General features: G+C 43.8%; 1 protein-coding gene. It reads right to left on the minus strand.

The annotated features are described in order from the left end of the window. Positions 1 to 319, minus strand: a 319-nt coding sequence (locus GVL03_RS20235; protein WP_235038284.1) for a hypothetical protein, incomplete at its 3' end; no start/stop codon positions are given. Positions 320 to 447: the final 128 nt, after the last annotated feature.

A 447-nucleotide genomic window follows, 5' to 3' on the forward strand; every position in this document is an offset into this window, starting at 1 on the left:
CTGTTCGCCATGGACCGACTGCATAAACAATACCATCTATGCACGCAACATTGAAACATGCACGCAGCACCTCATTCTCGGGTTCGCCGCCGCTGGGAATAGGCTTTTCCATACCCCTCTCACCACCCCCCAAAACTGCCACGTCGCAATCAAGGGAAATTATCATTGATTGATTCTTTGGCAGAACTGAGGATATTATTTTTGGTCCGTCAAATCCACGATATGTATCCCAGGAAATCCTCTCTCCAACGGGCTCTTTAAAAAATAAATTGACAATTCTTTTTTGCCCATGGGCCGCATCATCAATATTCTCAAGCATCAAAAAAGATATGCAATCCGCTGATCTGACGGAGCAGTCATATATATTAAACCCATGCATTGCCTCGGCAATGTCCCGATTTTTTATTTCCATGAGATATTCGATATTATCGAGCTACACCACTGTTC

It is taken from the genome of Microbacterium sp. 18062 (assembly GCF_902706225.1).
Lineage (GTDB): Bacteria > Actinomycetota > Actinomycetes > Actinomycetales > Microbacteriaceae > Microbacterium.